The 20,919-nt window shown below is 71.0% G+C and carries 22 protein-coding genes; 9 read left to right on the plus strand and 13 right to left on the minus strand.

All coding sequences use genetic code 11. The features are described 5' to 3' along the window. Positions 1–5 precede the first annotated feature (5 nt). From ACGFI9_RS04990 to ACGFI9_RS05010, 5 genes are all read left to right on the plus strand, one after another. Complete coding sequence (locus ACGFI9_RS04990; protein WP_393175237.1) at positions 6–995, plus strand: alcohol dehydrogenase catalytic domain-containing protein; 990 nt, start codon at positions 6–8, stop codon at positions 993–995. Continuing rightward, positions 992–1,852 carry a 2-deoxy-5-keto-D-gluconate 6-phosphate aldolase domain-containing protein gene (locus ACGFI9_RS04995; RefSeq protein WP_393175026.1) on the plus strand — a complete coding sequence of 287 codons (861 nt, stop codon included), beginning with the start codon at positions 992–994 and terminating at the stop codon, positions 1,850–1,852. The genes ACGFI9_RS04990 and ACGFI9_RS04995 overlap by 4 nt, the downstream gene beginning before the upstream one ends. Beyond that, complete coding sequence (locus ACGFI9_RS05000; protein ID WP_393175028.1) at positions 1,849–2,499, plus strand: GntR family transcriptional regulator; 651 nt, start codon at positions 1,849–1,851, stop codon at positions 2,497–2,499. Before ACGFI9_RS04995 ends, ACGFI9_RS05000 begins: the two co-directional genes overlap by 4 nt. Continuing rightward, positions 2,486–3,514 carry an alcohol dehydrogenase catalytic domain-containing protein gene (locus ACGFI9_RS05005; RefSeq protein WP_393175031.1) on the plus strand — a complete coding sequence of 343 codons (1,029 nt, stop codon included), beginning with the start codon at positions 2,486–2,488 and terminating at the stop codon, positions 3,512–3,514. The genes ACGFI9_RS05000 and ACGFI9_RS05005 overlap by 14 nt, the downstream gene beginning before the upstream one ends. A 130-nt stretch (positions 3,515–3,644) precedes the next feature. Beyond that, positions 3,645–4,637 carry a helix-turn-helix domain-containing protein gene (locus ACGFI9_RS05010; RefSeq protein WP_393175034.1) on the plus strand — a complete coding sequence of 331 codons (993 nt, stop codon included), beginning with the start codon at positions 3,645–3,647 and terminating at the stop codon, positions 4,635–4,637. Here ACGFI9_RS05010 and ACGFI9_RS05015 read toward each other — a convergent pair. The 7 genes from ACGFI9_RS05015 to ACGFI9_RS05045 form a co-directional block, all read right to left on the minus strand. Then, the gene (locus tag ACGFI9_RS05015; RefSeq protein ID WP_393175036.1) at positions 4,590–6,968 is read right to left on the minus strand and encodes a PA domain-containing protein; all 2,379 of its coding nucleotides are present in this window, start codon (positions 6,966–6,968) and stop codon (positions 4,590–4,592) included. The two genes, ACGFI9_RS05010 and ACGFI9_RS05015, sit on opposite strands and share 48 nt — an antisense overlap. Positions 6,969–7,143: 175 nt before the next feature. Further along, a complete protein-coding gene (locus tag ACGFI9_RS05020; RefSeq protein ID WP_393175039.1) occupies positions 7,144–8,355 on the minus strand; it encodes an RNA polymerase sigma factor in 1,212 nt (403 codons plus the stop codon). Next, positions 8,352–8,693, minus strand: a complete 342-nt coding sequence (locus ACGFI9_RS05025) for a YciI family protein (protein WP_393175041.1) — start codon at positions 8,691–8,693, stop codon at positions 8,352–8,354. The genes ACGFI9_RS05020 and ACGFI9_RS05025 overlap by 4 nt, the downstream gene beginning before the upstream one ends. Before the next feature lie 13 nt (positions 8,694–8,706). Then, positions 8,707–8,934: a VOC family protein gene (locus tag ACGFI9_RS05030; RefSeq protein WP_393175239.1), complete on the minus strand. Its 228-nt coding sequence runs from the start codon at positions 8,932–8,934 to the stop codon at positions 8,707–8,709. After that, positions 8,832–9,104, minus strand: a complete 273-nt coding sequence (locus ACGFI9_RS05035; RefSeq protein WP_393175043.1) for a hypothetical protein — start codon at positions 9,102–9,104, stop codon at positions 8,832–8,834. The genes ACGFI9_RS05030 and ACGFI9_RS05035 overlap by 103 nt, the downstream gene beginning before the upstream one ends. 75 nt (positions 9,105–9,179) lie before the next feature. After that, entirely contained in the window at positions 9,180–9,476 is a 297-nt protein-coding gene (locus ACGFI9_RS05040; RefSeq protein ID WP_393175046.1) for a sulfurtransferase TusA family protein, read from the minus strand. After that, a complete protein-coding gene (locus ACGFI9_RS05045) occupies positions 9,473–10,132 on the minus strand; it encodes an ArsR/SmtB family transcription factor (RefSeq protein ID WP_393175049.1) in 660 nt (219 codons plus the stop codon). The genes ACGFI9_RS05040 and ACGFI9_RS05045 overlap by 4 nt, the downstream gene beginning before the upstream one ends. Positions 10,133–10,198: 66 nt before the next feature. On the opposite strand from ACGFI9_RS05045, the gene ACGFI9_RS05050 reads away from it, so the two are divergent. Then, positions 10,199–11,551, plus strand: coding sequence for a rhodanese-like domain-containing protein (locus ACGFI9_RS05050; protein ID WP_393175052.1), 1,353 nt, complete (start codon positions 10,199–10,201; stop codon positions 11,549–11,551). Beyond that, the gene (locus tag ACGFI9_RS05055) at positions 11,548–12,831 is read left to right on the plus strand and encodes an MFS transporter (protein WP_393175054.1); all 1,284 of its coding nucleotides are present in this window, start codon (positions 11,548–11,550) and stop codon (positions 12,829–12,831) included. Before ACGFI9_RS05050 ends, ACGFI9_RS05055 begins: the two co-directional genes overlap by 4 nt. A gap of 67 nt (positions 12,832–12,898) precedes the next feature. Here the strand turns inward: ACGFI9_RS05055 and ACGFI9_RS05060 are convergent, their stop codons facing one another. The 6 genes from ACGFI9_RS05060 to ACGFI9_RS05085 all read right to left on the minus strand — a co-directional run bounded on the left by ACGFI9_RS05060 (position 12,899) and on the right by ACGFI9_RS05085 (position 18,515). Further along, entirely contained in the window at positions 12,899–13,186 is a 288-nt protein-coding gene (locus tag ACGFI9_RS05060; protein WP_393175241.1) for a DUF2277 domain-containing protein, read from the minus strand. 118 nt (positions 13,187–13,304) lie between these two features. After that, the gene (locus tag ACGFI9_RS05065; RefSeq protein ID WP_393175057.1) at positions 13,305–13,685 is read right to left on the minus strand and encodes a VOC family protein; all 381 of its coding nucleotides are present in this window, start codon (positions 13,683–13,685) and stop codon (positions 13,305–13,307) included. Positions 13,686–13,946: 261 nt separating this feature from the next. Then, the gene (locus tag ACGFI9_RS05070; RefSeq protein ID WP_393175243.1) at positions 13,947–15,329 is read right to left on the minus strand and encodes an alkaline phosphatase PhoX; all 1,383 of its coding nucleotides are present in this window, start codon (positions 15,327–15,329) and stop codon (positions 13,947–13,949) included. Positions 15,330–15,524: 195 nt separating this feature from the next. Further along, on the minus strand, positions 15,525–16,355 hold the full coding sequence (locus tag ACGFI9_RS05075) for an SDR family oxidoreductase (protein WP_393175059.1): 831 nt from the start codon (positions 16,353–16,355) through the stop codon (positions 15,525–15,527). Between the two features lie 271 nt (positions 16,356–16,626). Next, positions 16,627–17,325, minus strand: a complete 699-nt coding sequence (locus tag ACGFI9_RS05080) for a response regulator (protein ID WP_393175061.1) — start codon at positions 17,323–17,325, stop codon at positions 16,627–16,629. A gap of 2 nt (positions 17,326–17,327) precedes the next feature. After that, positions 17,328–18,515 carry a sensor histidine kinase gene (locus tag ACGFI9_RS05085; RefSeq protein WP_393175063.1) on the minus strand — a complete coding sequence of 396 codons (1,188 nt, stop codon included), beginning with the start codon at positions 18,513–18,515 and terminating at the stop codon, positions 17,328–17,330. A gap of 208 nt (positions 18,516–18,723) precedes the next feature. Here ACGFI9_RS05085 and ACGFI9_RS05090 point away from each other — a divergent pair, with 208 nt between their 5' ends. Together ACGFI9_RS05090 and ACGFI9_RS05095 are read left to right on the plus strand one after the other, a co-directional pair. Beyond that, a complete protein-coding gene (locus tag ACGFI9_RS05090; RefSeq protein WP_393175065.1) occupies positions 18,724–19,512 on the plus strand; it encodes an ABC transporter ATP-binding protein in 789 nt (262 codons plus the stop codon). After that, positions 19,509–20,882, plus strand: coding sequence for an FtsX-like permease family protein (locus tag ACGFI9_RS05095; protein ID WP_393175067.1), 1,374 nt, complete (start codon positions 19,509–19,511; stop codon positions 20,880–20,882). Before ACGFI9_RS05090 ends, ACGFI9_RS05095 begins: the two co-directional genes overlap by 4 nt. Positions 20,883–20,919 lie beyond the last annotated feature (37 nt).

Raw genomic sequence — 20,919 nt, forward strand, 5'->3', positions numbered from 1 at the left:
CGTCCATGCGGGCCCGCTTCCAGGGCAACGGCGAGATCACGTTCGAGAAGGTCGCCCTCGGCGACGTCGCCGAGGGCGACGTGCGGCTGCGGGTCGACGTCTGCGCGCTCTGCGGATCGGACAAGCGGCTGCTGCACAGCGGCGCGGCCGTCGTGCCCGGCCACGAGATCGGGGGCACGGTCGTCGGCGGAGCGTTGCCCGAGGGTACGCGGGGCATCGTCTACATCCCGGTCTTCTGCGGCACCTGCGTACGCTGCGCCGCCGGTCGGACGAACCAGTGCCTGAACCTGTCCCAGTTGATCGGCTGGCAGCGGGACGGCGGTTTCGCCGAGCACGTGGACGTGCCGGCGCGGTGCGTCCTGCCGGTACCGGACGACATCCCGCTGTCGGTCGCGGTCCTCGGGCTCGACACGGTCGGCACTGCCGCGCACGCCCTGCGGCTGGCGCTGCGGACCCAGGACTCGGTGGACCGCGCGCTGGTCGTCGGCGCCGGGCCACTCGGCCTCGGTGTCGTCGCGGTCGCCCAGGCCATGGGGATCGCCGTGGACGCCTTCGACCCCAACCCCACCCGCCTGGAGGCCGCGGCGGCACTCGGCGCCACGCCCGCCGGCGACCTGTCCGGCGAGAACCAGTACGACATGGTCGTCGAGGTCAGCGGCGCGAACGCGGCCCGGGAGACGGCACAGCGGGTGGTCCGGCCCGGCGGCACGGTCGTCGCGCTCGGCGAGTCGAACGAGCCGTACACGATGCCCGCGACGCCGCGCTGGCGGCGGAGCGACTGCTACACCGTCCGGTCCTTCTACTTCCCCGTCAACGAGGTCGAGGCGAACTGGGACCTGCTGCGCGTCATGGGCGCGTCGCTGCGCGACCTCATCGTCAAGCCCCTCACCCTGCCCGAACTGCCCGAGGCGTTCGCCCGCTTCGTGGCCGGCGACTACGTCAAGCCCTGCATCGTGTCGGCGGACGCCCATCTCGTGTCGGAGGCAACCCGATGAGTCTGTTGATCCTCGCCGTCGACCAGCGCCCCTGGCTCATCCAGGCCCTGTACGGCCACACCGCCACCGCCCTGCCCGCGGAGCGCGCGGCGATCACCGACGGCAAGCACATGGTCCTCGAAGGGCTGCTCGCCGCGCTCGAAGCCGAGCCGCGGCTGGCCGCGCACGCCGGCATCCTGGTCGACGAGCAACTCGGGGCGGGCGTACCCGAGCGGGCCCGGGCTCATCACGTCACGTTGAGTATGCCGGTCGAGCGTGGTGGCTGTGACGTGTACGAGACCGAACCGGCCGACCTGCCGGGCTTCCTCGCCCACTACCGCCCCGAGCTGCCCAAGGTGCTGGTCCGTTACAACGTCGAGGGGTCGGCGTCGGACAACCGCGAGCAGCGGTCCCGGCTGGCCAAGGTCTCGCAGGCCGTTCGCGACTCCGGCGGCCGGTTCCTCTTCGAGCTGCTCGTGCCGCCGACGCCCGAGCAGCGGAACATCCCGAGCGAGGTGTTCGACACCGAGGTGCGTCCCGGGCTCATCCACCGGGCGATGGCGGAGATCGTCGAGGAGGTACCCGTCGACGTCTGGAAGCTGGAGCACCTGGGCGCGCCGGAGCACTACCGGACCGCCGCCGAGCTCGCCGCGCAGACCGGCGGCGAATGCATCCTGCTGGGCGCGAACGCGCCCGCAGCCACAGTCGACGGTTGGCTCACCGACGCCGCCGCGAACGGGTTCACCGGCTTCGCCATCGGCCGTAGCATCTGGTGGGACTCGCTGCGCGGGCTGCTGGCCGGCGATCTGACCCGGCCCGAGGCGATCGCGGCGGTCGCTGCCAACTACCGCCACTTCGCAGGGACGTTCCTTCAGTGACCAGCTCTCTCCAGACCGACCCGCAGCGCGTCGGCGAAGTGCTCTACAAGACCCTGCGCGACCGGATCATCTCCGGTGAGCTGCGGCCGGGCACGCGGCTGAGCGTTCCGGCCCTCGCCGAGGAGTTCCGGGTCAGCCGCAGCCCGGTCCGGGACGCGGTGATCCGCCTCGTCCAGGAAAACCTCGCCGCCGAGACGATGAACCGCGGCGCGGAGGTCGCCCGCATCTCCCGCGCCGAGCTGGTCAGCCTCTACGAGGCCCGCGAGGTCCTGGAAGGAGCCGTGGCGCGGCTCGCCACGGAGAAGTACGACGCGGCGCTGCGACGCAGCCTGCTCGCGCTGCTCACCGAGCACCGCGTGGTTGCCGAGCAGGGCGACTTCGCCCGCCACATCGAACTGGACGCGGCGTTCCACCGGGAGATCCGGCAGGCGGCGAAGAGTCCCGTGCTGGCCCGGATGCTCGACGGCGTCCAGAGCCGCGTCCTGGTGGCGATGCGCTCCACCAGCCTGACCGGCGGCATGGTCCAGGCCGTGCACGACCACCAGGCCATCTTCGAGGCCATCGGCTCCGGTGACGCGTACGCCGCCGAGGAAGCCGCCCGCGCGCACATCCGCCGACTGAAGGAGTTGCTCCGTGCTGCTGACTGAGGCCCGTTTCTTCGGCGCTGGCGACGTACGGCTGCTCAAGTCCGAGCCGGCGCCGCTCGGCCCGGCGGAGGTGGCGATCGCGCCCCTCGCGGTCGGCGTCTGCGGCACCGACAGCCACATCGTCGCCGGCAGCTTCGCCGCCGCGCCGCAGGTCGTGCTCGGCCACGAGGTGTGCGGCCGGATCACCGAGGTGGGCGCGGCGGTCGACGGCCTCACCGTCGGTGACCTGGTCACCGTCGAACCGCACGACTACTGCACCCGGTGCACGTACTGCCGGCTCGGGCAGGAACACCTCTGCGACGGCAAGCGGGGGTACGGCGTGAAGCTCGACGGCGGCATGACCGAGCGGATGGTGGTGCCGGCGCGGATCGCGTACCGGCTACCCGACGCGACGCCGCCGTGGATCGGCGCGCTGACCGAGCCGCTCGCCTGCTGCCTGCACGGGATGGACCAGCTGAACCCGCGCTCGGGGCTGCCGATCCTCATCTTCGGCGCCGGACCGGCCGGGGCGATGATGGTCGCCCTCGCCAAGGCCCGGGGGCTCGCGCCGATCGTGGTGCTGGACCCGCGCGCCGACCGGCGCGAGGCCGCCCTGCGGATGGGCGCGGACGCGGCCCTCGACCCGGCGTCGCTCGACGAGGCCGTCGCGCTGACCGAGGGGCTGGGCTTCCCGCACGTGATCGACGCGGTCGGCTCCGGTCGGATCCTGGAGTCGGCGATCACCGTGTCCTCACGCGGCGGCCGGATCCTCGTCTTCGGAGTGGCCCGGCCCGACGACGAGGCCCGGGTACGCCCCAACGAGATCTTCGCGCGGGAGCTGACGCTGGTCGGCGCGGTGATCAACCCGTACACGCACCACCGCGCGGTGCAGATGCTGCCGACCCTGGGCCTGGACCGGCTGCGTCCGGCCTTCTACGGTCTGGACCAGCTGCCGGAGGCCCTCGAAGCGCAGCGGACCGGCACGGCCGACAAGGTGTTCATCGCCCCGCACGGCATCGCCGCCGCACGGGGCTGACGCATCCGGTGTCGGGACACGGGCCGGTCACCGCTGGCATGTGCAACGTCCGTCGCGGGGGGCGACACCGGTGACTGCCGGCGGACGGGTGCCGGGGTGGCCGCCCGGCCGACGGGGGCAGAATGGGCGGATGCTCGAGCCGCTCGGTGTCCGCCCCGAGGACGAGACGGTCTACCGCGAACTCCTGTCCCGCCCCGAGGCGTCCCAGCGCGACCTCGCCGTGGCACTCGACCGTGACGCGGCCGAGGTGGGCAGCTCGTTGAGCAGACTCGAGGAGCTGGGCCTGGTGCACCGGCTGCCCGGCCAGCCCGCCAGGATGCGGGCGGCCCGACCCGACGTCGCCGTCGACGCGCTGGTCGACCGACGCCGCGAGGAGCTGGCACGCACGCAGCTCGCCGCGCGCAACCTGCTCGCCGAGATGCCCGCCGAGGAGCGGTTCCGCCCGGAGGAGATCGTCGAGGTGCTGGTCGGTGGCGCAGCGATCGCTGCCCGGTTCGAGCACCTGCTCAGCACCACCCGGCACGAGCTCATGGTGCTCGATCGCCCGCCGTACGTCGCCGATCCCCGGCGGTCGGACAACTCGGTCCGCCGGCTCCTGCGGGCGAAGGTGCGGGTGCGCGGCATCTACGCCCCGGAGGCGCTGGAGCTGCCGGGGGCGCTCGAGGAGGTCCAGGACGCAGCCGGTGCGGGTGAGCAGTCCCGGGTGCACAGCGACCTTCCGATGAAGCTGGCGATCGGCGACCGCCGGCTGGCGATCCTGCCGCTCGGTGCGCAGAGCGCCGACGCTGCGGTCTGCATCCGACCTTCCACCCTCCTCGACGCGCTGGTTCAGCTCTTCGAGCTGCTCTGGGCGCAGGCGACGCCGATCGTCGCCCCGACGCAGGAGGGCAACTTCAGCGATCGCCAGCTCGCCGCGCTGCTCGCCTCAGGGGCGAAGGACGACGTGGTCGCCCGCCGGCTGGGCACCAGCACCCGCACGCTCAGCCGCCGGATCGCCGAGCTGATGGACCACCTGCACGTCCGCACGCGCTTTCAGGCGGGCGTGCAGGCGGTCCGACTCGGTTGGCTGGAGAGCTCAGCGCACGATGTCGAAGGCCCGGACGATGGTCTGGTCGACCGCTGAGCCGCCGGTGTCCGCCGCGTGCAGCCGCAGTGACACGAGGCCGCTGCCCGCCGGCAGCTCGACGCGCCAGCCGTCGGTACCGCGGGTGACGTCCGCCGGTCGCCAGGTCGCGCCGTCGTCGTACGACGCGGCGATGGTCGGGTCGCCGACCGGCGTGGGCGGTACGCCGTCAGCGCGCCGCAGCCGCAGGTCGAAGGCAACTCGGCCCTGGAGGTCGGCCCGGATCCGGTTGTGCAGGTCGACGCCGACGTCGTAGTCGGGCAGCAGCAGGGGCTGGGCCTCCGCCGCGCCCCCGGCGGTCGTCGTCGACGGGAAACTCCACGCGGTGTCGGTGTGTGTCGACAGCTCGTTCCACGCCTGCGGGTTGTCCGCGGTGAACGAGATCGAGACACGAGACTCGCCGGTCGGAAGCCGGACCGTGCCGGAGGGGAGGTTGTCCGTCTCCCCGATCAGGGCGCCGTCGGCCCTGATCTCGAGATGGGTGCGCACCCCACTCGGGTGGGTGTACTCCGTTCCGTGGTTTCCGTCCGCGTCGGTGAAGCCGTCAACGGCCACGCGCAGCTGATCACCGGAGCGCTGGACGGGCCGAGCGGGATTCGGGGCCGCGATGATCGGCGCCCGGCCGAAGGGTAGCTGGTCCTGTTCGCGCTCCGAGTACGCCTGGCGCCCCGGCATGGTCAGGTTCATCGGCAGCACCGGCGTCTTGGGAAACATCGCGTTGTAGGGGGACTCCGGGGCGAACACCGCGAAATTCCACGCCGTGTCGGGGTCGGGGATGCGGTATTCGGTGCGCGTACGCGGCCCGTTCTTCATGGGGAACACCGTCGAGACGACGAACGAGTTGCCGGGCTGCCACGGGTACGCCGCCTCGGAGAACGTCGAGGGAAGCGTCGGCTGCCCGTACACCTGACGCACCTGAGTGGCGAGCTGCCCGGGGAGGGCGACGTAGCTGGGGTCCTCGGGGATCCGGTCGTTCTCCTTCAGGTAGAGGTCGTAGACGTAGGGGCTGGCCGGCTCTCCCTCGACGGTCACCATGGCTCCCTCGGGAAGGTGGGCGAGCGCGAGACCCTCCGCCCGGTTCAGCCGGATCGTCGGCACCTGCAGCTTGACCCCGGTGCCGCCCGGGTCGCTGATGTCACCGGGGCCGTCGTTGCGGATCACGACCACGCCCGCGCCGTGCGCGGCGGCATTGTTGGACTGTTCCGCGATCGACATGTCGGCGGAGTGCGTGACCAGCGCCAGCGCGCCGTGCAGCTGCCGGCCGGCGAGATCGGCCGCCGTGGCGTGGCCGACCTCCACCACGGGGAGGCGGGACCGGCCGTCGACGACCGGGAAGTCCGAAGAGACGTCGGAGAACCAGGTCGGGTCGACGTACTCGGGGTGCAGGGTCGGCGCGGTCGGCGCGGACAGGGCGATGTCGGGCGCCTCCAGCCGGACCCGGGTGCGCGCCTGGAACGTCCCGATGGACACCTGCGGCGTCGGCTGCAGGTAGAAGTGCTGGTCGAGGAGGTATGCCGGGCGCATGTCCAGGTGGACTGCGGACCCGTCCGCGGCGGTGCGGTCGTAGCCGATGAGCATGGCACCCTGCGGCGGCACCTTGGTGCTGCGCCCCGGGGTCGTGATCGTGAGCTGCCGGGCGTCGCGGGCGTCGAACGCGAAGGTCCGCTCACCGCTCACCGTCGTCTCCGGCTCGCCCACGAGCGAGATGTTCTGGAAGGTGCGGCTGCTTCCGATGGTCGGCTTCTCGGCGGGCAGGGTGGTGACGAACGCCATCACGGAGTACTCGCCGGGCGGTACGAGCACACAGGTGGTCCGGGCGAAGGTGGCCTCGGAGCACTCGTTGCCCGGCGCCGGGTCGGTGGCCATCTGCCGGGTCCACGCCGCGCCGTGCTCGAGGTCGAACACCGTGATGTAGGCCTGGGCGGCCCGCCCGTCCCGGCCCACCGCGGAGAAGTGCAGCGGCACGGCGTCGGCAGCGCCGGCGTCCAGAAGGGCGGCGTGGCCCTCGATCACGGTCGGCGTGCTCGCCGCATCGGTCGTCTGGACGGTCGTGCCTGTCTTGCTCGTCGCGACGACGAGGCCCGGAGTCATACCGTCGGCGCCGGGCAGTGGGGCGAGCGAGGTGGCGCCGGTGCCTCCGAGCGGCGTCAGGGCGACCTCGGCTCCGCCGCCCAGGGAGACAACCCGCGCGGCCGGCGCTGGGGCGAGGCGGTCGGTGGAGGTCGCCGCGTCCGCCGCGGACCACGGCGCCGCGGTGAGCAGGCCGACCACGACGGCGAGCGAGGTGACGGCGGCGCTCGTCCGGTGCAGGGCCGAGTGTGGCTTGGTCATGGGACTCCCAGTGGTCAGAGATGCGTCCCTTTTTCATAGTCGAGCCGGGTCGGCGGTGGACAGCATGATCGCTGGCGACTACCGGACATGGCGATCGTCAGCCATCGGCTGGCCCGGCTCGACCTACGGTCCGGAGTGATCACGGTCCGGTCCGTAGCGGCCCCGCGGTACGCGGTCAAGCCCAGCTGATCCGCTGCCGCAGCAAGGACTGCTCGGCCGGATTGGCGGTCAGCTGCAGCGCCCGCCTGTCCGCATCCTGTGCCTCGTCCGGGCGGCCGAGGTCCCGGAGGAGTTCGGCCCGTGTGGCGTGCCAGAGGTAATAGCCGCCGAGGGCTTGGCGGAGGTCCTCGACTGCCGCCAGCGCCACATCGGGTCCGGCCACATATCGCAGGGCGACGGCCCGGTGCAGCTTGGTGACCGGCGACGGTGCCAGCCGGTCGAGCATGGTGTAGAGGATCAGGATCTGCTGCCAGTCGGTGTCCTCCCACCGGTCGGCCTCGGCGTGCACCGCCACGATCGCGGCCTGCAGCTGATGCGGACCGGGCTTGTTGAAGCCGGCGGCCTTGGCGATCAGCCGGATCGCGTCGGCGATGGCTTCCCGGTCCCACCGGTTCCGGTCCTGTTGGGGCAGCTGGATGATCTGGCCGGTGGGGCTGAAGCGCGCTGCCTCCCGGGCCCGGTGCAGCCGGATCAGCGCGAGCAGGCCGAGTACCTCTGGCTCGTTCGGCATCAGCCCGGCCAGCAGGGCAGCGAGAAACGCGGCGTCGTCAGCGAGGTGCCGCGCTTCGGCGTGCGGGCCGCTGGTCGGCAGGTATGCCTCGTTGAACAGCAGGTACACCACCGTCAGCACCTCGGCCAGACGTGCGCCGAGTTCGTCGGCGGCCGGGATCCGGTACGGGATGCCCGCGTCGCTGATCTTCCGCTTGGCACGGGTGATCCGCTGGGCCACCGTGGTCTCGGGGATGAGGAACGCTTTGGCGATCTGCGCGGTGGTCAGGCCGCAGACGACCCGGAGAGTGAGAGCGACCTGGGCGGTGCGGGGCAGCGCGGGGTGGCAGCAGGTGAAGATCAGCCGGAGCCGGTCGTCCGGCACCGGTTGCGGCGGCCACGCGGCCTGAGCGAGCTTGTCGCGGTAACGGGCGTGGCGCCGCAGCAGGTCCAGGCCACGACGGCGGGCGACGGTGTAGAGCCAGCCGTCGGGGTTGGCCGGAGTCCCCTCCGTCGGCCAGTGCTGCAGCGCTGCCTCGACCGCGTCCTGGACGAGGTCTTCCGCGGCGGAGAAGTCACCGATCAGCGACACGAGGGAGGCGGCGAGCCGGCCCGCGTGCTCGCGCACCACGCGGGCCAGCTCCGCCTCGGCATCCCGCCGGGTCGCCACCGCGGTCATCCGGCGATCGGGCGGATCTCCACCAGCGGGCACGCGGGCCAGGACTTGACCAGCCGCAGCGCCTCGTCCAGGTCGGCGACGTCGATCTCGGCGAACCCGGAGATCACCTCCTTGCCCTCTACGAAGGGTCCGTCGGTGATCACCGGCTCGGCCTGGTCGAGCCGGACCGTGGTGGCGGTGTGCGCGGGCATCAGATGCATGTGCGAGGTGATCTTGTCCGCGTTGTCGGTGAACCACTGCCGCACCCGTCCGTAGGCCCGCTCCCGCTCGGTCTCGTCCATCGCGGCGAGGTCGGCGGCGAACTGCTCGGTGTCGGCGAACATCAGCACGTATTTCACAGCTCTCACCTTCTCAGCTGTGGCCGGGCAGCGGGCAGTACAGATCGATGCCGTTGCCGTCCGGGTCCAGCACGGTGGCGTAGCGGTGCCCCCAGAACGCGTCCCATGGCTCCCGCGCCCCGGTGTATCCGGCGCCGGTCAGCTCGGCGTACGTGGCGTCGACATCAGCGGGGCTGTCGAACCGGAACGCCAGGAAGACCGGCGGGCTACCCGCGCCGCGGTGCCAACCGGGGCGGGCCAGCGCGGCTTCTCCTCGTCCAGCATCAGATGCAGCCCGTTGGGCAGGTCGCATCCGGCGTGCTCGGCGTAGTTCGGGTCGACCTGGAACTCCAGGCCCAGACACCGATAGAACGCCACCGAGGCGGCGACGTCGGCGACGACGATGTCCAGGGTGTCCATGACCGGTTTCATGATCTGCTCCTGTCGGTCTCGATGAGGTGCTGTCACCCCCTAGACGACCGGCGGAGCGTCGGATACGACACCACGTCAAGATTCTTTGTGCGGGTCGGCCGGATGCCACGGCCGGTCGGGCCGCGTCGGGGTGGCACAGCTCGCGAGGCGGATGGCGAAGGTGGCCGGGTCGCCCGGGACCGGTCCCAGGTAGTGATGGCCAGTCAGGTGACACCACGCGGGCAGGTCCAGAGGCGCGGCCGGATCCGTCGCGATGACATGCACGACCGTTCCCGCGGCCAGTGCGTCGATGAACCGGCGCAGCTCCAGCAGGAGCGAAGCGCACATCTTGCCGGCGCCGTCGAAGACACGTGGCGAGCCGAGGCTGCTCATGCGGTGTGCAGGGGCAATCCGGCCAGGCGCCACTCGGTGGTGCCGTCGATCAGGCGGACGGCAGGTCGTCCCCGCTCGTGGAGAAGCCGCACGGCGTCGTGGGCGAACACGCAGTACGGGCCTCGACAGTAGGCCACCACCTCCGCGTCCGGTGGCAGTTCGCTGATCCGCTCGGCGAGTTCCTCGACCGGGATGTTCACCGCTGCGGGCAGGTGCCCGGCCGCGTACTCGTTGGCCGGGCGCACATCCAGCACGGTCACCTGGCCGGCGTCGACCCGGCGCAGCAGCTCCTCACGGCCGATCGACTCCACCCTGTCGCCGCCGAGGTAGTCGTCGCGGGCCGCGACCACGTCCGGCAGATGGGCGGCGGCCACCTCGCGGGCGCGGACGAACAGGTCGGCCACGTCGTCCCCGGCGAGCCGGTAGAAGATCTTCGTACCTTCCCTGCGGGTGGCGACCAGCCCGGCCTGCTTGAGGGTCTGCAGGTGTGCCGAGGCGGTGGTCAGGTTCAGTCCCGCCGCGGTGGCCAGAGCGTCGACCGGACGCTCGGCCTGCGCGAGCAGATCCAGGAGTTCGAGGCGCTTTCCCGAGCCGAGGGCCTTGCCGACCCGGGCAAGCTGCTCGAACAACACGGTCTTGCGACCTGCGTCACCCATGACCACCATCCTCCAAGATTCCATGGAATAGTATCAGAAGCAGGTGACGAGAGATCGGGGCGGACGATGGGCAGAATCGACGACCAGCTGACCGTGCTGGTGGACGAGGGCCTGGGCAACAGCTGCTACCTCCTCGACCTCGACGACGGCCACGCCCTCGCCGTGGATCCGCCCAGGGACCTGCGCGCCGTGCGCCGAGCGGCCCGGCGGCGCGGCCTGACCGTCGCATACGCGGCGGACACTCATCTGCACGCCGACTTCCTTTCCGGTGCCGTACAGCTGGCCGCCGACGACGGCGCGACGGTCCTGGCTTCCGCCGCCGGGATGCGCGCTTTCGACCATCAGGGCCTGGTCGACGGGGACGAGGTCGACCTCGGCGGGCTCACCCTGCGCGCCCTCGCCACCCCCGGGCACACGGACGAGCACCTGTCGTTCCTGCTCCTGGACGGCAGCACGCCGGTCGGAGTGTTCAGTGGCGGGTCACTGATCGTCGGCGCCGCCGCCCGCACCGACCTGCTCGGTGCGGCGCGCACCGTGGAACTCGCTCACGTGCAGCACGCCTCGCTGCGACGGCTCGCGGCCCTGCCCGACGCCACTGCGCTGTGGCCGACCCACGGGGCGGGCTCGTTCTGCTCCGCGCCACCCGGCGCTGCCCGCACCTCCACCATCGGCGCCGAGAAGGCCACCAACCCGTTGCTGGCGGCGCCTGACGCGGAGACCTTCGCGCGCCGGTTGACCGGCAGCCTCAGCACCTACCCCACCTACTTCACCTGGCTCGCCGAGCTCAACCGCCAGGGTCCCGAGGTCATCGGCGGCGAACCACAGCTGCCGGGACTGGCCGTCGACGAGGTCCGGGCACACATGCGCGACGGCGCGGTCGTGGTGGACGTGCGCCCAGTCGCCGACGTCGCCGCCGGACACATCCCGGGCGCGGTGTCCATCGCGCTGCGGCCGGCATTCGCGACCTGGCTCGGCTGGGTCGTCGACCGCGCCACCCCGATCGTCATCGTCCGCAATGCCGACCAGCCCGCCGCCGACATCCTCTGGCCCGTCCTCAACATCGGCTACACCCGCATCGTCGGCGAGCTCGCCGGCGGCATGACCGCCTGGCGCACCGCAGGGCAGCCGGTGGCCACCACCGCGCTGGTCGCACCGGCGGAGACGGGCGGGCGCGTGCTCGACATCAGGCAGCGCGACGAGTACCGGGCCGGGCACCTGCCGAACGCGCTGCACATCGAACTCGGCTCCCTGGGCAGGCACACCGGCGACGTCGGAGCGGGTCCGGTGACCGTGATGTGCGGGCACGGCGAACGCGCCATGACCGCGGGGCGCGACGGCCACCGGGAAGTGTCGGTGCTCGACGGCGGCGCCGCCGACTGGGCCCGCGCCACGGGCGGCAACCTGGAGCAGGGCGCGTGAACAGCACCACGCCCCGTGTCGGCCCCATCCGGCTCGGGCTACGACCCAACCTGGCCCAGTTCACCCTCCTCGTGGGGGTCAACGCCCTCGTCGGCGGCATGATCGGCCAAGAACGCACCATCCTGCCACTGCTCGCCGACCGGGTGTTCGCCGTCGGCGCGTTCACCGCGTCGCTGACCTTCATCGTCGCGTTCGGCATCACCAAGGCCCTGGCCAACCTCGCCGCCGGCAACCTGTCCGACCGGTACGGGCGCAAACCCGTCCTCGTCGCCGGGTGGCTCATCGGACTGCCCGTGCCGCTCCTGCTGATCTGGGCACCGTCGTGGGGCTGGGTGATCGCCGCCAACGTCCTGCTCGGCATCAATCAGGGCCTGACCTGGTCCACCACCATCGTCATGAAGATCGACCTCGTCGGCCCAGCCCGACGCGGCCTCGCCATGGGCCTCAACGAGGCTTCCGGATACCTCGCGCTGGCGACCACCGCCCTCGCTACCGGGTGGCTGGCCGCCGAGCACGGCCTACGGCCGGTCCCGTTCTACCTCGGCCTCACCTTCGCCGCCCTCGGCCTCGGACTGTCCACAGCGTTCGTCCGCGAAACCCACGGCCACGCCCGACACGAAGCCGCCAACCACATCGCCCGCAACGCCGAGCACCACGACGAGCTGACCGGGCGGCAGATCTTCACGCTCACCAGCTTCCGCGAGAAGGCATTGTCGGCCGCAAGCCAGGCGGGCCTGGTCAACAACCTCAACGACGGCCTCGCCTGGGGCCTCTACCCGATCCTGTTCGCCACCTCCGGGCTCGGCGTCGCCCGCATCGGCGTCCTCGTCGCCCTCTACCCCGCCGTCTGGGGCCTTGGCCAGATGCTCACCGGTTGGCTGTCCGACCGCTGGGGCCGGAAATGGCTCATCACCGCCGGCATGCTCCTCCAGGCAGCGGGGATCGGCCTCGTCGCCGCCACCAACAGCTTCGCCCCGTGGGCGGTCGCCGCGGTCCTGATGGGCGCCGGCACCGCCCTCGTCTACCCCACCCTGCTCGCCGTCGTCGGCGACGTCGCCCACCCTGCCTGGCGCGCCCGCTCCGTCGGCGTCTACCGGCTCTGGCGCGACCTCGGATACGCCATCGGCGCACTTCTCGCCGGCATCACCGCGGACCTGTTCGGCATGCGTCCCGCGATCTGGGTCATCGCCGTCATCACCGCCGTCTCCGGTCTCATCGTCGCGCTCCGCATGTACGAAACCCGCCTCGCGACCGGTCACGCCGTCGCGCCGTCCTCGTGACGACTTCGGGTCGCCCAGGAGGTCGCCGTGTCGGAAGCCCGGACCAGCGTGGCCGGATCGGGAGCGGTCAGCCCGAAGCCGCCGCCCGAACGCCGTACCGTTCGGCGGCGCGCGCCTTCGCCTTCGCGGCCTCCACCTCTCGATCACGGGGAGTGGCCTTCGTCACGAGGCTGTCCAGCAGGGCTCGGGTGGCCGCGGTGACAGCGCGGACCGCCTCGTCGAACGCCTCCGCGTTGGCCGCGGACGGCCGGGGCATGCCGCTGACCTTGCGCACGTACTGGATGGCGGCCGCCTCAATCTCGTCGTCGGTCGCAGGCGGTTCGAAGTTGTGGAGCACGCGAATATTTCTGCACATGCCCTCTACCATGCCAGGCGACTGGACCGGGCGTGGGCCAGGTTGCTCCCTGGCCGCTTCCACCGGCTTCTGCACCGGCACCGGTGACCGCGCCTGAGCGGATGACGACTACGGCGGGTCACCCTTCGCGTGGCTGGCTCACGCCGAGAATGTTACCTTCGCTGTCCTTGAACCAGGCGCCGCGCAACGTCCCCAACTCTGCGACGCCGTTGACCGTCTTGAGACCAGGGAGGTCGTACTCTTCGAACGTCACGCCGCGCCGCCGGAGGTCCGCCATCTCGGCGTCGAGGTCGGCGACTATCCAGGCCGCCAGCGTGTGGGGGGCCTGCCCGGCGTTGGGGGTGGGATAGATGAAGAACGTCGTTCCACCGGACTCGAAATGGACGGCGTCCTCGGCCTCGCGCGAGATGGTCAGGCCCAGGGTGTCGCGATAGAAGCCTTTGGCCCGTTCCATGTCGCTCGCTGGTAGGGCCGCCTCCATCGGTGCGTGTGTCAACATGATGGCTCACCTCCTGCGGCAGCGTAACCAGCACTAGACCAACACGCTTCCGTTTTGTCCATCTTTGGCAGACCGCGAGCAGCCAAACCCGGGGCTCACACATCGCCAGGGCGGGCTTGGATGACGTGAGCAGGGTTCGGACTCGGTCAGGTCCAGGCACGATCGATGGCGAGCGCCAGCCGCCTGGTCCACTGCTCGGCGGTGCCCGGAACGCTCCCCGATCACATATGGACCGGGGAGCATCGCCCGGTGGCTGCGGGGTCAGCCCTGGCGGCGGTTCCAGGGGCCGGTGACGGCGTACGTGATGCCCGGGTTGTAGACGTTGAAGAACATGGTCCGGCCGTCGGCGGAGAACGTCGCTCCGGCCAGCTCGCCGTACTCCGGGTCTTCGGCGGTGCCGATGTTGACCCGGTTACGCGCGAAGACGAACACCTCGCCGTCGGCGGTCGTACCAAGGATGTGCTGGTCCCCGATCCCGTCCTCGCACATCATCAGGCCCCCGTACGGCGACATGCAGATGTTGTCCGGGGCGTCGAACTCGGGGTTCTCCGGCGCCGGCGTCGGTCGGGTGAAGATGGTCTCCAGCCGCAACGTGTTGGCTCGCGGGTCGTACCGCCAGACCTGGCCGTCGTGGTCGCGGGCCGAGCCCAGCTCACGCCGGGCGAACGACGAGACGAAGTAGGCGCAGCCGTCCTTCTCCCCCCACCAGGCGCCCTCGATCTTGTACCCACCGGTGATCGGCTTGGCGTAGTCCTGGGCACGGACCGACTCCGTTGTCGCCAGCGGGTCCGGCACGTCAAGCCACTCGACGCCGGAGAAGGCCGTGCCCGCCTCGGTCACCACTGACAGGTCCGGCAGGTCCGGGACGTGCAGAGCCTGCAGCACGCCGCCGGCCCGCAGGCTCCCGTGACCACCGAGCGGCCGGTTCGGCAGGAAACGGTAGAAGCTACCCAGCGGCGCCACGAACGCGTCCTCGGTCTCGTAGACGATGCCGGTGTGCGGGTCGACCGCGACCGCCTCGTGCTGGAACCGACCCATCGCGGTCAGCGGTGTCGGATCGGTGTTGCGAGCATCGTCGTACGGATCAACCTCGAAGATGAAGCCGTGGTCCTTTGTGTACCCGCGGGCACCCGCCTTGTCTTCGGTCTCCTCACAGGTCAGCCAGGTGTGCCACGGCGTCCGGCCACCGGAACAGTTGATGGCCGTGCCGCCCAGGCTGACGTGCTCAGAGACGGCGCGGTTCGACGCGTCGACGGCGAGCGTGCTGGTCCCGCCCGCGGCGGCCGGGTCGTACGTGCGTTCCGGCGGAGCCACGACCCTGATCTTCGCGGTCGGGGAGCACTCATGGTTGCGGACCAGGCGACTGCCGCGCGCCTCGTCTGCGAAGGCACCCATACCGTCGAACCGGCTCGGCACGCTGCCACCGTCCGGCCGGACGGTGCCTTCGCGAGACAGCACCGTGTAGCGGAAGCCCACCGGCAGGTCGAGCATGCCGGCCGGGTCAGGCACGAGCGGACCGTACCCGATCTCCGGGCCGGACACCCCCAGCGCGGGTGCCGCCGTGAACAGGGCGTCGACCGAACCGACCACGGCCACAGCAAGACCGGCTCCGGCAGAGCGGGACAGGAACTGGCGGCGAGACATAGACACGGACAAGCCTCCTAGACGTCACGGACGGCTGCGGGCCAGCCGATATCGACCCGAACCGCTCGATCCACTACGTCACAATCCGCCCCACCCGTCAAGACGCCGATCGATTTGATCCCGCCAACTGCGGCAGCCGACTTGGCTCAACCGGTCAAAACGGAGTATGCGCAGGGCAGGGCCGTAAGAAGGTGATCAGCGGAAGGCGTCGGCGTGTGCCTCCGCCCATTGACGGAACGTCCTCGCCGGCCGACCGAGGAGTTCGGAGATCGTCGGAAGCACGACGGCGTCGTCGTACGACCCGTCGACGAAGAAGTTGAAGAACGCGTCGACATATTCGGACGGCATGGTGGCGCCCAGTTCCACGCGGGCTTCGTCGTCGGTGAGTGGGTGCAGGTGCAGGTCTCGACCGAGAAGGTGGGCCAGGACGCGGAGGCGGTCGGCGGGCAGGATGGCCTCGGGGCCGGTGAGCCGGTAAACGGCGTGGTCGTGGCCTGGTGTGGTGAGAGCGACCGCGGCGACCGCGGCGATGTCGAAGGGGTCGATGCCGGCGACAGGCACGTTGGCGAACGGCTCTCTCACGACGTTTCCGGCACGTAGCTGCGGCAGCCAGCGGAGTGCGTTGGAGTGGAAACCGCTGGGACGCAGGATGGTCCACGGGAGGCCGGCGTCCTTGACGGCCGCCTCGGCGACGGCGTGGTAGCGAACGACCACGTTGGCGGGGTCGCCACCGTCGACGGCTCCCGATGACAGTAGGACGATGTGCCGGGCTCCGGCGTCGCGGATCTTCGTCAGCAGGCCGGGCATGTCGGCGTACCCACTGAGGAGAAAGACGCCGCGCACCCCGTTGAGCGCCGTGGTCAGGCCGGCGGGGTCGTTGAGATCGCCGGCCGCCCGTTCCACGTCGGGCGGCAGTGCCGAGTCCTGATCGGTGTGGGTGAGTGCGCGCACCGGCTCACCGGCCCGGCGCAGTGCGTGGACGAGTTCGCCACCGACGTTGCCGGTGGCTCCAGCTATGAGCAACATGCCGTCCTTCTCCTGAGTGGGTACGAGGCGTGGGGCTCACGGCGGGGCAGCCCGGCGGTCGCTTGCCCCGATCCCGCGGGGTGGCGCCGGCCTGCGTCCGCCGATCGGTGCTCCACGCCAGGGGCGTAGACAGTTCGACACGGTCCAGACGATCCATGCCCGAGCCTGTCAGCGCACCGACACCGCGCAGAAGACGAAGTGGCTGCAGGAACGCCTGCATGAACCTGCGCGGCCCGCTGGCGGTGAGGCACACGTACCGGCGGGTGGATCGTCAGGCGCCGGTACGGCCCGGGGGCGAGAGTGGGAGGTTGGCTGCCTGGACCGTGAGGGCCAGTTGGACGCGGTTCTGGGTCGCGGTCTTGCTGAGAATGGTGCTGATGTAGCCCTTGACGGTCGGGACGGTGAGGTTGAGGTCGGCGGCGATCTCGGCGTTCGACTTGCCATCGGCGACCGCGGTGGCGACCTGGATCTCCCGGGCGCTGAGCTGCTGGAGACGTTGTTGCGCCGCCTGTCGGTGGGTGCCGTGACCGGGGTCTGCCGCAAGCATGGTGATGACCCGGCGGGCGACCTCGGGCGACAGCATGCTGCCCCCGTCGCGGACCGATCGGACGGCCCGGACGATGTCTTCCGGTGGGGCGTGCTTGAGCAGATAGCCGACCGCGCCGGCCCGGACGGCCCTGGCGACCAGATCGTGGTCGTCGAACGTGGTCAGGACGACCACCGCGGGGCTGTCGCCGCGTTCCCGCAGGCGCTGGGTCGCGGTGATGCCGTCGATCGTCTTCATCCGTAGGTCCATCAGCACGACATGAGGGCGATGCCGGTCGACCATGCCGGGCACGTCGGAGCCGTCGGCCGCCTCGGCGACCACGCGGATGCCATGGACGCCGTCCAGCATGGCCCTCAGGCCCATCCGCACCAACGGGTCGTCGTCGACCAGCGCGACCCGGGTCATCGCCCGTGGTTCTTCCATGACTAGATCTCCCTCGGAAGCCGCGCCCGGACGACGAACTGGTCGCCGGCCCGTCCTGACCTGAAGCTGCCTCCCAGGAGTGAGACCCGTTCCCGGAGCCCGATCAACCCGGTTCCGGTGCCGGGGATGTCCGCCGCCGCCGTTGGCCCTGGGTCGAGGGACGTACTGACGGTGACGATGATCTCCCCCGTTTCGTGCGATTTGACCGTGATATGGACCGGTGACGTCGGTGCGTGCTTGCGGGCGTTCGTCATGCCCTCCTGGACGATCCGGTACGCGGTCGCGGCGACGTTTGGTGACATCGTCAGGTCGGCCTGGTCGACGCGCTGGTCGAGATGGACCTCCGTACCGCTGAGCCGGGACTCCTGCACGAGCCTGGTCAGGTCGTCCAGCGTGACCTGGGGCTGCAGCGCACTTGCCTCGCCGGCCTGCCCGTCGCGCAGGATCCCGATCACCTTGTGGAGGTCGCCGAGCGCGTCGTGGCTGGCCTGCCGGACGATGGTGGCCATGGAACGCGTCTGCTCCGGCGACAGGTCAGAACGGAAGGCGAGCGCCCCGGCGTGAACGCTGAGCAGCGACAGGCGGTGGGCCAGGGTGTCGTGCATCTCCCGGGCGATCCGACGCCGCTCCTGGTCGCGGATGTTCGCCGCGAGCAGTGCCTGCCCGGCCTCCAGATCGTGGGCGCGTTCCAGGACGGCGCGCAGGTACCCCCGCTGGGCGCGGATCATAAGGCCCCAGCCCACCACGGCCAGGTTCATCAGGCCGCCCATCGTGATCTGGGTGCGATAGCTGTAGCCGGCGGCTTGGGGATACAGCAGCGGAAAGCAGAAGGTGGCAGCCAGTTGCGCTGCGGTCAGCGCAGCGACGACCTTCGGGCGTACGCGAATGGCCGCGGTGAGCAGCGCGACCATGGAGGCGCCGGCGGCGGAAGCGGACACGGCTGACGCGGCGATGGTCAATCCCGCGACCGTCACCGGGCATCTTCGCCGCCATGCCAGCGATCCGCACGCGACGACGCCGAGCACGACGTCGGTGATCAGGCCGGCGCGCGTGTGGGCGCCGATGGTCGGGATCAGGATGAACCCACCGAAGCCGATCGCGGCGAGAACGAGGACGACGTCGACCAGAAGCTGGCGGCGGATCAGACCGAGGCGATCTCCTGAACCGGCGACGGTGGAGTAGACGAGCATATGCCAACGGCCGCGGGGCCGGGACGGCGGCGCAGCCGGCGGACCTGTCACGTTGTCCGAGGTTAGCCAGCCTGCCACGCCGCACCAACCTACTTTGGTAGGGCGCCGGACCCTTCGCTGGTCGGACGATTCGCCCTGCTTGAGGCGGTGTGGAAACCGGGTCACGGCTTCCAGACTCGAGCTGATCTTCGACCAACGGACCGATCGGATGGCAAGCTTGATCAGCTCGAATCTCACACGTGACGCCGCGCAGGACCCGTTGCGGGTCGTCGGGCTCACGAAGTCCTATGGGCCCTCCGGCAGCAAGGTGGCTGCCCTGGCCGGCGTCACGGCGTCCTTCGCGGCCGCCACGTTCACCGCGGTAATGGGGCCGTCCGGCTCCGGCAAGACCACGTTCCTGCAGTGCGCCTCGGGGCTTGACCGGCCCACCGCGGGCGCTGTCTTCGTCGACGGCCGCGAGTTCCCGTACGGCAGCGAGGCGCAGGCCACCCGCTTCCGGCGCACCCGGATCGGGTTCATCTTCCAGCAGTACAACCTGCTGCCGACGCTCACCGCGTTGCAGAACGTGATGCTGCCGATGCAGCTGGCCGGAAACCCCGCCCAGCGCCGGCGGTGCCTGGCCCTGCTCGATCAGGTCGGTCTGGGTGGCCACGCCGAACGCAGGCCGACGGAACTGTCCGGCGGCCAGCAGCAACGGGTCGCGATCGCCCGGGCGCTGGCGTCCAGACCGTCGATCGTGTTCGCCGACGAGCCGACCGGCGCGCTCGACAGCGCCAGCGCGTCCGCGGTGCTCACGCTGCTGCGCCGGGCCGTGGACGACCACGGCCAGACAGTTGTCATGGTGACGCACGATCCCATCGCGGCCGGGTTCGCCGACTCGGTCGTCTTCCTCGCCGACGGGCGGATCGTCGGCACCCTGCAGGCGCCCACCGCTGCCGCGGTATCGGAGCAGATGGTGCGGCTCGACGCCGGCCGCCGCAGTGGCGGTCTGCGATGACGACGCTCAGGCTCGCGTTCGGCTCACTGCGCTTCCGCCGAGGCGCCTTCATCGCGACGTTCATCAACGTGTTCGCCGGCGCAGCCGTGCTCATGGCGTTCGCCTCGCTGCTCGACACCGCCCAGGGGGATGCCGTCTCCGCGGCCGACGCGTCATCACTGCGGACGATCGCCGGCGCCGTCGGTGGGTGGGGCCTGGTCATCGTGGGGTTCGGCGTCGCCTCCACGACCAACCTGGCGGTACGGCAACGGCAGGCCGAACTCGCACTGCTCAAAGCCGTCGGTGCCACACCCCGCCAGATCAGCCGCCTGATCATCGGCGAAGGGGCGGTCGTCGCCGTCGTGGCCGCCGCCCTGGGCGTCCTCCCCGCTTTTCTGATCGGCCGCGCGGTGCTCGAGGCACTCAGCCGCACCGACCAGATCGGCCACGATGTCTCCTATCGGTTCGGGTCTCTCGCCCTCGCGGCCGGACTGTCGACAACCCTGCTCGCCACCCTTGGCGCCACCGCGGTCACCGCCCGCTCGGCCGGGCGGGTCAGTGCCCGGGAGGCGTTGAGCCAGGCCACCGCCGACAGCCGAGCGATCGGCACCGGACGGGTGATCGCGGGTGGCGTCCTGCTCGCCGCAGGGGTCGGCTGCGCCCTGACGATCGCGACCGTACTCAAGGACGAAGGCTTCACCACGCTGAGCGTCGCCGGTCAGGCCTGTATCGCCTCGGCGATCGGACTCGCGCTGCTCTCGCCGATCGTGCTGCGGGTGGTGGCCCTGCCGATCGAACTAGCGACGCGGCGGTCGGCGGCAGCGTCGGCGTACCTGGCGGTTTCGGCCGTACGCGAGCGCACAAGACAGATCGCGTCCGTCACCATGCCGGTGATCGTCCTGACCGGCTTGGCCGTTGGAACCCTCTACATCCAGCGGATTCACAACGACGCGAACGCCGCCGAAGGCATCGTGATCACGGTCGAGGACAGGAGCGTCCAGACGCTGAACCTGATCATCATCGGCATGATCAGCCTGTTCGCAGCGGTGGTGCTCGTCAACAACTGCGTCGCGAGCCTGCTGGCGCGACGGCAGGAGTTCGGCCTGACCCGCAAGATCGGCGCCACGCCCGGGCAGCTCCTGCGGGCGGTGGCCTGGGAGACGAGCATCGCGGCCACGTGCGGGCTGGCCCTGGGCACCGTCTCGGCCGCGATCGGCATCGCCGGATTCGCGTACGGGCGTACCGGCTCGGTGAATCTCGACCTCGACCGCACCCCGTACCTCGCCGTCGTCGCCCTCGTCATCGGCCTGACTTTCGTCGCGAGTCTCCCGGCCGCCCGCCGGTCGCTGACGGTGCCCATGATCGACGCCGCCGGGCCGACCCGCGGCTGACCGCGACCGGCACCCGACCCTTCGACATCCACACCTG

It is taken from the genome of Micromonospora sp. NPDC048930 (assembly GCF_043197935.1).
GTDB lineage: Bacteria > Actinomycetota > Actinomycetes > Mycobacteriales > Micromonosporaceae > Micromonospora.